Here is a 7,967-nt window from a genome sequence, read left to right as displayed (position 1 = left end):
TGAGCGCCCCCGCGCTGGACGGGGGTCCGGGGGAGCCCGCGCGACCGTCTACCCTGGCGGGCGTGAAGACGTTCGACGCGCTGTTCGCTGAGCTCACCGAGAAGGCGGCCACCCGGCCCGCAGGCTCGGGCACCGTCAAGGAGCTGGACGCCGGCGTCCATGCGATCGGCAAGAAGATCGTCGAGGAGGCCGCCGAGGTCTGGATGGCCGCCGAGCACGAGGGCGACGCCCGCACCGCCGAGGAGATCTCGCAGCTCCTCTACCACCTGCAGGTGCTCATGGTCGCCAAGGGCCTCACGCTCGAGGACGTGTACGCCCACCTCTGACCCGGCCCGCTCGACCCGCCGCTCCCTTTCACACCTGAACACCCCGGAGAACCCCCGTGCTGAGGATCGCCGTCCCGAACAAGGGCTCGCTCGCCGAGCCCGCCTCCGACATGCTGCGCGAGGCTGGCTACCGCCAGCGCCGCGACTCCCGTGAGCTCGTCCTGCCCGACGCCGACAACGGCGTCGAGTTCTTCTTCCTGCGGCCCCGCGACATCGCCGTGTACGTCGGCACCGGCACCGTCGACGTCGGCATCACCGGCCGCGACCTGCTGCTCGACTCCGAGTCGCCCGCCACCGAGCACCTGCAGCTCGGCTTCGCCCGGTCGACCTTCCGGTTCGCGACCCAGGCCGGCCAGATGAACGACGTCCGCGAGGTCGCCGGGCGCCGCGTCGCCACGTCGTACCCCGTGCTCGTCGCCGACTACCTGCGCAGCCAGGGCGTCGCGCCGTCCGAGGTCGTCCGGCTGGACGGCGCCGTCGAGACCGCGATCCGGCTCGGCGTCGCGGACGTCATCGCCGACGTCGTGGAGACCGGCACCACCCTGCGCGCCGCCGGCCTCGACGTGTTCGGCGACCCGATCCTCAAGTCCGAGGCCGTGCTCGTGCGGCGCGCCGACGTCGAGGAGCCCGCGGGGCTGGACGTCCTGACGCGACGCCTCCAGGGCGTGCTCACCGCGCGGGAGTACGTGCTCATGGACTACGACGTGCCGACCGAGCTGGTCGAGCAGGCCGTCGCGATCACCCCGGGCCTCGAGTCGCCGACCGTGTCGCCCCTGCACAACCGCGACTGGTCCGCCGTCCGCGCGATGGTGCGGCGCTCCGAGACCAACCGGGTCATGGACGCGCTGTACGACGTCGGCGCCCGCGCCATCCTCGTCACGTCCATCCACGCCTGCCGGCTCTGACCCCGGGCGACGGGCGATGACGGGGGATCCGGGGCGGGGCTCGCGCGACGGGGACGGCGCTGGCCGGCGCCCCGCGCTGGACGACGTGTTCCGGCCGCGTGCCGCGCGCCTGGTGACCGGCACCCTGGCGGTGGTGGTGGCGGCCTCGACCGTGCTGCTCATCGTGCTGCTCACCACCACCGGCATCGAGGGGTGGTCCACGGCCGACCTCAGCGGCATCGCGCTCGTCGGCCTGGCGATCGTGTGGTTCCTCTGGCGCCAGGCCACCGTCGCCGCCACCCCGACGGCGGAGGGCCTGCGCGTCCGGAACCTCGCCAGCACCCGCACCGTGACGTGGGGCGAGATCGTGTGGGTGCGGTTCGGCGAGGGCCGGCCGTGGGTCCAGCTCGACCTCGACGACGGCGACACCCTCGCCGTCATGGGCGTGCAGCGCTCCGACGGCGAGCGCGCCCGGGCGGAGGCGAAGCGGCTCGCGACGCTCGTGGCGGCACGGCAGCGGACCGCGCGGGACGACTGACGGCCTGACTGTCGCCGCCTCGGATCGCCGACCTGGTGGTCGGCCCTCGGCCGTCGCCCGTGCGGCCTGAGGTCGTTGCCCGTCACCCTCGCCCGGGCGGCCTGACGTCGCGATGGCCGTAACCGTCGCCGGGGTCACCTGACGTCGCCGTCGCCGTCGCCGTCGACCGGCCGGCGGCACCCCAGGGCAGACGTCACGGCAGGGGGATCGGCGTGTCTGGCGCGCGCGTCAGAACGGTGGTGGGTCCTCGGTCGCGTCCCTGCCGGGTCTGCCCGGTCGAGCCCGCGCGGTCGGTTCGTCGGTCCCGACCCTGCGCGCCGGCCGGTCCTGCACGGCGCGCGACGAGTCACGCACACGGCGCGGGCCGGTGAGGTGCTCGGGCGGCGCCGCCGTCCCGGGACGCGTGCGGTAGCGGTGGCCGGTGGGATCGGTCCACTCGTGGACGCCGGGCGCGGGTTGCCGCACGTCGAACCGGGCCTGGTGCTTGACGCGATGGTGGCGCGGGCAGATCGGACCGAGGTTGGTGTGGCTGGTGCTGCCCGGCGGCCGCGGGTCGTCGGGACCGGGTGACCAGTCGTCGCTGTGGTCGAGGTCGCAGCGCTGCGCGGGTACCGAGCAGCCCGGGTAGGTGCAGGTCCGGTCGCGGAACCGCACGTGGTCGGCCAGCGCCGCCGGGGGCCGGTAGGTCGTGCGTCCGACGTCCAGGACCGAGCCGGACAGGCCGTCCGTGACCAGCCGGCGCCAGACGCCGCCCTGTGCGAGGGCGCGCGCGGTCGCGGCGTCGATCGGACCGAACCCTGCCAGGTCCGCCGGTGCGTCGTCCTCGCCGATGAGCGAGGACAGGGGGACCGTCACGAGGACATGGGTCCGCGGGTCCCGGGTGCCGGACCGCTGCGCGGGGCCTGCGGGCGAGAGTGCACCGGCCCCGATCCCGGCACCGCCCTCGACGCGCGCATCGAGGTCAGCGTGAGCATCCTTCCGCGTCCCCATCCCCGCACCGGCCCCGCGCCCGGCACCGCCCTCGGCGCGGGCATCGAGGTCAGCGTGAACATCTCTGCTCGCCCCGATCCCCGCACCGGCCCTCATCCCGGCGTCGTCGGCAGCGCCGTGACGGGACTCAGCGTCCCGCGTCGCCCCGGCTGGCACCCGTGCGCCGTCCCGGGGTGCCGGCAGCGACCCGGGCACCGCCGTGGGTGACGCGTCCTGCGTGGTGGGCGGCGTGCCGGTCAGGATCGAGTCGACGAGGCCGTCGGCGCGCAGCTGGTCGAGCGTGCGCGGGTCGCCACCGGTGCGGGCGGAGCGGGCCGCGCGCTCCAGGGCGGTGTCGATCGCGACGGCGTGCTCGGCGGGCAGGACGACGTGCATCGCAGCCATCTGGTCGGGGAGCGCGCGCGGGTGGGTCACGCGCCGCTGCGCACGCGCGACGTCCCGTCGGTCCCTTGCGTGCTCGGGGTCGACCTCGAGCAGGGCACGCTCGAGGTCCGCCTTCACCTGGGTGACCGTCGAGTGCTCCGCGCGCGGCAGCACGACGTCCTGCACCGGTTGCGACACCCAGGTCACCTGGTCGGCCAGCCGTGCGGCGATCGCGCGTGCCGCCGGCACGCTGATCCGGCCCGCACGCAGCGCCTCCCCGGTGGCGGCGAGGTCGCCGGAGAACTCGCTCCCCTCCCGGACGAGGGCCGCGGTGTCCTGCGGTGACCGCCGCAACCGGGCGGACAGCGCGGTCGCCGCGACCCGCTCGGAGGTGATCCGGGTGCCGCCGCCGGAGCGCGGGTCCAGTCGCGGGGCCATGGCGGGGCGCCGGGCGAGCTCGACGGCCACGGCCGCGAGGTTCGCGTGCACCCACCCGGCCATCCGGCTGTACCCGGCCGCGAGCTCGACGAGGTCGTAGTCGTCGAGCGACCGCGGGTCGAGCGCCTCCAGCAGCCGCACCAGCGGCACGCCGGTCGGGGTGCGGTCGAGCGCCTCCTCCACCTGCTCGTGCCTCGGCAGGTCCGGGTCGAGGCATTCGGCGACGACGGCGGCCGCGGCCGCGGCCTCGCGCGGTCCTGGGCCTCTGCTCGCGCTGTCGTCGCGGCCCCGGCCCCCACACCCGCACCCACGGCAGCACGCGCGCGCCGCGGAGCGCGGCGAGGCGCCGGGCTCCGGGAGGGATTCACGCAGGTCAGCGGGCATGTCACCACCCTAGGGACGACCACCGACACGGCTTGCGCCCGGAGTCACGAACCTGGGGACGCATCGCGCGACCCGGCCTGTGGAGGACTCGGCGTCCGCGCCGTGAGCCACCGACCCGCCGCCGCGGGACACCGCGCCCCGCTGGGCGGACTCCCCGGCGCGACCGTCGCGATCAGGCGACGCGGGCCAGCCGCGCCCGACGCCATGCCCGCTGGGCGGACCGCGCCCGGCGCGCCCGTCGCGCTCAGGCCCCCCGCGCCAGCCGCGCGGCGTGCACACCTGCGGCCGCGGCTGCGAGGAACGCCGCCGGGTCCTGCGCCAGCCCCCGGCCCATGGTCGACAGCCGCACCGGTGACCCGCCGAGCGCGGTCAGCAGGTCGGCCCCGGCCGGCACGTCCACGAGCCGGTGCCGGCCGGCGGGCTCGCCGAGCGACCGGGCCTGCTGGGCGACGCGCCGCCCGACGGCGGCGAGGTGCGCGTCCAGGTGCGTCTGCGGGTCGGGCACGTGCAGGCCGGGCTGGTCGCCGGGACCGGCACCGCCGTCCGCGGGCCCGGCGCCGGAGCGCAGCGCCCCCGGGGCGCCGCCGGTGCGCAGGGCACCCGGGGCGCCGGCCACCGGCGCGTCGGCGACGGGTGCCGCCGCCGGGTCGAACACCGGGACCACCACGTCGGCGGGGGCCAGCGCGACCCGGCCGTACGCGGTCAGCGAGTGGTGCGACACCCCGAGGTGCCGCTCGCGGGCGTCGGCGCCGGACACGCGCAGCGACGCCACGGGCCGGCCGCCGAGCACGGCCGCGGCGTTGACCGCCTCTCCGGCGGCGACGCCGGAGAACCCCCACCGCGTGCCCGTGCCGAGGTTGCCGGGCCCCTGGGCGACCACGACGACGTCCGCGCCGACCACGTGCCGCGCGGCGAGCAGGGCGGTGTGCAGGGTGACGGCCTCGTGGTCGCCGCCGAACGCCTGCCCGGCGGTGACGCACGCCTCGATCCAGCCGGCGTCGCGCAGCCCGGCGACGGCCATGGAGAACCAGGCGGGCAGGGCGCCGCCGTCGGTCATGACGTAGGCGACGCGCAGCGGAGGGACACCGGAGCCGGGCCGGTGCAGCAGCGCGTCGGCGTACCGCACGCCCGCGACGACGGCCGGCAGGGCGGAGTGCAGGTCGGCCACGACGACCGGCAGCCCGGCGAGGTCGTCGGCGTCGCGCAGCACCTCGTGGTGCGGGGACTCCTGGTCGTCGACGCCGAGCACCATCGCCTGCAGCGGGGTGTACCGGGCCTTCACGAGGTGGCCGGGCCCCGCGGGCGGGTCGGCCGGGAGCCGGTCCGGCGACCCGGGGGCGACGACCAGGGCGTACCCGCCGGTGCCGAGGCCGCGCGCGAGCGCCGAGACGTTGAGCAGCACGGTGTCGCCGGGGCGGAGGTCGCCGACGAGGGCCGGGTAGGCCAGGGCCCGCACGGTCACCGGGTCCGGTCCGGAGACGCCGTCGGCGACGACGACCGTCAGTTCCTGGGCCCCGGGCCACGACCGTCCGACCTGCTCCACCGTGCCCGAGCGCCATGTGATCACCGGACCACGCTACCGGCCACTACGGTTGTCCCCGATGCCCGAACAGATCCACCCCGCCGAGCGGCTGCTCAACCTCGTCATCGCCCTGGTGCACACGCCCGGCCGGATGACGAAGGAGCAGATCCGCCGCACGGTCGCGGGCTACGGCGACGCCCCGTCCGACGAGTCGTTCGAGCGGATGTTCGAGCGGGACAAGGACACGCTGCGCGACCTCGGCATCCCGGTGGCGACCGTGACGTCGGCCGGGCACGGCGACGACGTCGGCTACCGGATCGACCAGGACGCGTACGCGCTGCCGCCGCTGGAGCTGACGTCCGCGGAGCTGGGCGCGCTGTCGCTGGCGGCCGAGTTCTGGCAGGACCGGTCGGTGCGCGCCGACACGTCCCGCGCGCTGACCAAGCTGCGCGCGGTCGGCGCGGGCGCGGGGTCGAGCGACCTCGCGGCCGGGCTGGCGCCGCGCGTGCGGGCGGGCGGCGATGCGTTCCCGCCGCTGCTGGACGCGGTGCAGGTACGCCAGCGGGTGCGGTTCACCTACCGCGCGGCGAGCACGGGCGAGGTGCGCGAGCGCCTCGTCGAGCCGTGGCGGCTGGTCGCGCGGCGCGGCGGCTGGTTCCTCGTGGGCTTCGACGTGGACCGCGGCGGCACCCGGTCGTTCCGGCTGAGCCGGATCGAGGGCCGCGTCCGCGTGGTCGGCGCCGCCGGGTCGTTCGAGGCGCCGACGCCGGACCAGACCGCGGCCGCGCTGCGGTCGTGGGACGTCAGCGACGAGCGCACGGCCGTGCTGGCGCTGCGGGCCGAGCGCGCGGAGGCGCTGCGGGCGCGCGGCGAGCCGACCGGGCTCCCGGCGGACGCGTCGCCGGAGCTGCGGGCCGCCGTCGCGGACCGGGACCTGGTGCGCGTGGGCTACCGGGCGACGTGGGAGCTCGCGGAGGAGGTCGCCGGCTACGGCGACGCGGTGCTGGTCGCGGACCCCCCGGAGCTGCGGGAGGCCGTGCTCGGCCTGCTGCGGGTCGCGGCGACCCTCGACGGGGGCGCCCCCGACGCCGCGGGCACCCCCAGCACCCCCGACGCCGAGGAGGACCGCCGTGGCTGAGCGCGCGAGCGAGCGGCTGCTGCGGCTGCTCGGCATGATCGGCTACCTCGACCGCAACGACGGCGTGTCCGTCGAGCAGCTGGCCGAGCACTTCGGGGTGACCCCGTCGCAGGTGATGGCGGACGTCGACACGCTGTGGATGAGCGGCACGCCCGGCTACTACCCGCACGACCTCATCGACTTCGACGCGGACTCCTACGACCGCGGCGAGATCCGGCTGACGGAGTCCCGCGGGATGACCCGGCCGCTGCGCCTGGGCACCCGCGAGGCGGTGACGCTGCTCGCGGCGCTGCGCGCGATGGTGGCGGACCTCGGCCCGACGCTCGACCCCGAGCAGGCGGAGGTGCTGCGCTCGACGCTGGCCAAGCTGACGGCCGCGACGGGGGAGGCCGCGGGCGCGGTCGACGTCCGGCTCGCCGTCGACGGCCGGCCCGAGGTGGTCGCCGAGATCCGCCGCGCGCTCGCCACGGGCCGCCGGCTGCGGATCCGGTACGTGAACGCCTCGGACGTGACGAGCGACCGCGACGTGGACCCGCTGCGGATGACGACCAGCGACGAGCGGTCCTACCTGCAGGCGTGGTGCCTGCGCGCGGGCGACGAGCGGCTGTTCCGGCTGGACCGGGTGCTCGCCGCGGAGGTGCTGGACGTGCCGGCGGAGCCGCACCCCGGTGCGGGCCGCGGTGCGACGGCGGAGTTCCGGTTCGACCTCGAGGGCGACGTGGCCACGCTGCACCTGCGCAGCACGGGGCGCTGGGTCGCGGAGACGGTGCCGGTGGAGGACGTGCGGAACCTGCCCGACGGGTCGTTCGAGGTGGACGTGCGCGTCGGGCAGCGGGCGTTCCTGCGCAGCCTGCTGCTCCAGGCCGCGGACGACGTCCTCGACGTGCGGCCCCCGGAGGTCGCGCGCGACGTCGCCACCCGGGCGCGCGCCGCGCTGGCCGCGTACGGCCCGCTGGCCGACGGCACCGACCGCACGCCGGCCGCGGGCTGACGGGATAGGTTGGCCCGATGGTCTGGGTGGTCGTGTGGTCCGTGCTGGTCCTCGGCACCCTGGTCGGCGCGTTCGTCCTGGGCCGCGACCTGTGGCGCCGGTTCCGCGCGCTCGTCGCCGAGCTGCAGGAGGCGTCCGCGGTGCTCGGGCAGCTCGCCGAGCACGCGTCGACGCTCGCCGAGCAGGCGCAGGAGGCCGAGCGCGCCGCCCGCGCCGCGCGGGAGGCGGTGCTGCTGCCGGAGCCGCAGGAGTCGCGCGACCGCTGGGCGCTGCTCCGCGCGCAGGCGCGCGAGCGCCGGGAGCTGCGTCGGGAGCGCGACCGCCGCACCCGCGAGGGCTGGCGCGCCTACACGCGCTGACGCCGGGCACCCACCCCGCCGAGCACGCACCCGC

Annotated in this window: 8 protein-coding genes; 6 read left to right on the top strand and 2 right to left on the bottom strand. The window is 77.0% G+C overall.

Going from position 1 to position 7,967, the window contains the following annotated elements:
* Positions 1–62: 62 nt before the first annotated feature.
* The 3 genes from G6556_RS15135 (at position 63) to G6556_RS15125 (ending at position 1,748) form a co-directional block, all read left to right on the top strand.
* A complete protein-coding gene (locus G6556_RS15135) occupies positions 63–326 on the top strand; it encodes a phosphoribosyl-ATP diphosphatase (protein WP_166943152.1) in 264 nt (87 codons plus the stop codon).
* A gap of 56 nt (positions 327–382) precedes the next feature.
* On the top strand, positions 383–1,231 hold the full coding sequence (gene hisG / locus G6556_RS15130) for an ATP phosphoribosyltransferase (protein WP_166943149.1): 849 nt from the start codon (positions 383–385) through the stop codon (positions 1,229–1,231).
* 112 nt (positions 1,232–1,343) lie between these two features.
* Positions 1,344–1,748 (top strand): PH domain-containing protein, encoded by a 405-nt coding sequence (locus tag G6556_RS15125; RefSeq protein ID WP_346774930.1) that lies wholly within the window; start codon positions 1,344–1,346, stop codon positions 1,746–1,748.
* A gap of 228 nt (positions 1,749–1,976) precedes the next feature.
* On the opposite strand, the gene G6556_RS15120 is transcribed toward G6556_RS15125, so the two are convergent.
* Together G6556_RS15120 and G6556_RS15115 are read right to left on the bottom strand one after the other, a co-directional pair.
* On the bottom strand, positions 1,977–3,722 hold the full coding sequence (locus G6556_RS15120) for an HNH endonuclease signature motif containing protein (RefSeq protein WP_166943143.1): 1,746 nt from the start codon (positions 3,720–3,722) through the stop codon (positions 1,977–1,979).
* A 445-nt stretch (positions 3,723–4,167) separates the two neighbouring features.
* Entirely contained in the window at positions 4,168–5,490 is a 1,323-nt protein-coding gene (locus G6556_RS15115; protein WP_166943140.1) for a DUF3866 family protein, read from the bottom strand.
* Between the two features lie 34 nt (positions 5,491–5,524).
* Here G6556_RS15115 and G6556_RS15110 point away from each other — a divergent pair, with 34 nt between their 5' ends.
* The 3 genes from G6556_RS15110 to G6556_RS15100 are packed head-to-tail and all read left to right on the top strand — an operon-like array spanning position 5,525 to position 7,933.
* The gene (locus G6556_RS15110; RefSeq protein ID WP_166943137.1) at positions 5,525–6,583 is read left to right on the top strand and encodes a WYL domain-containing protein; all 1,059 of its coding nucleotides are present in this window, start codon (positions 5,525–5,527) and stop codon (positions 6,581–6,583) included.
* On the top strand, positions 6,576–7,574 hold the full coding sequence (locus G6556_RS15105) for a WYL domain-containing protein (protein WP_166943134.1): 999 nt from the start codon (positions 6,576–6,578) through the stop codon (positions 7,572–7,574). The genes G6556_RS15110 and G6556_RS15105 overlap by 8 nt, the downstream gene beginning before the upstream one ends.
* A gap of 17 nt (positions 7,575–7,591) precedes the next feature.
* Positions 7,592–7,933, top strand: coding sequence for a hypothetical protein (locus tag G6556_RS15100; protein WP_166943131.1), 342 nt, complete (start codon positions 7,592–7,594; stop codon positions 7,931–7,933).
* Positions 7,934–7,967: the final 34 nt, after the last annotated feature.

Origin of the sequence: Cellulomonas sp. IC4_254 (assembly GCF_011603975.1) — a bacterium.
In the GTDB taxonomy this organism is placed as follows: Bacteria; Actinomycetota; Actinomycetes; order Actinomycetales; family Cellulomonadaceae; genus Cellulomonas.
The sequence above is the reverse complement of the archived record's forward strand: the minus strand, read 5'-3'. Positions and strand labels throughout refer to the sequence as shown.

Coding starts and splice junctions, on each gene's coding strand:
- G6556_RS15110 (WP_166943137.1), top strand. CDS start 5,525: ATGCCCGAACAGATCCACCCCGCCGAGCGGCTGCTCAACCTCGTCATC.
- G6556_RS15100 (WP_166943131.1), top strand. CDS start 7,592: ATGGTCTGGGTGGTCGTGTGGTCCGTGCTGGTCCTCGGCACCCTGGTC.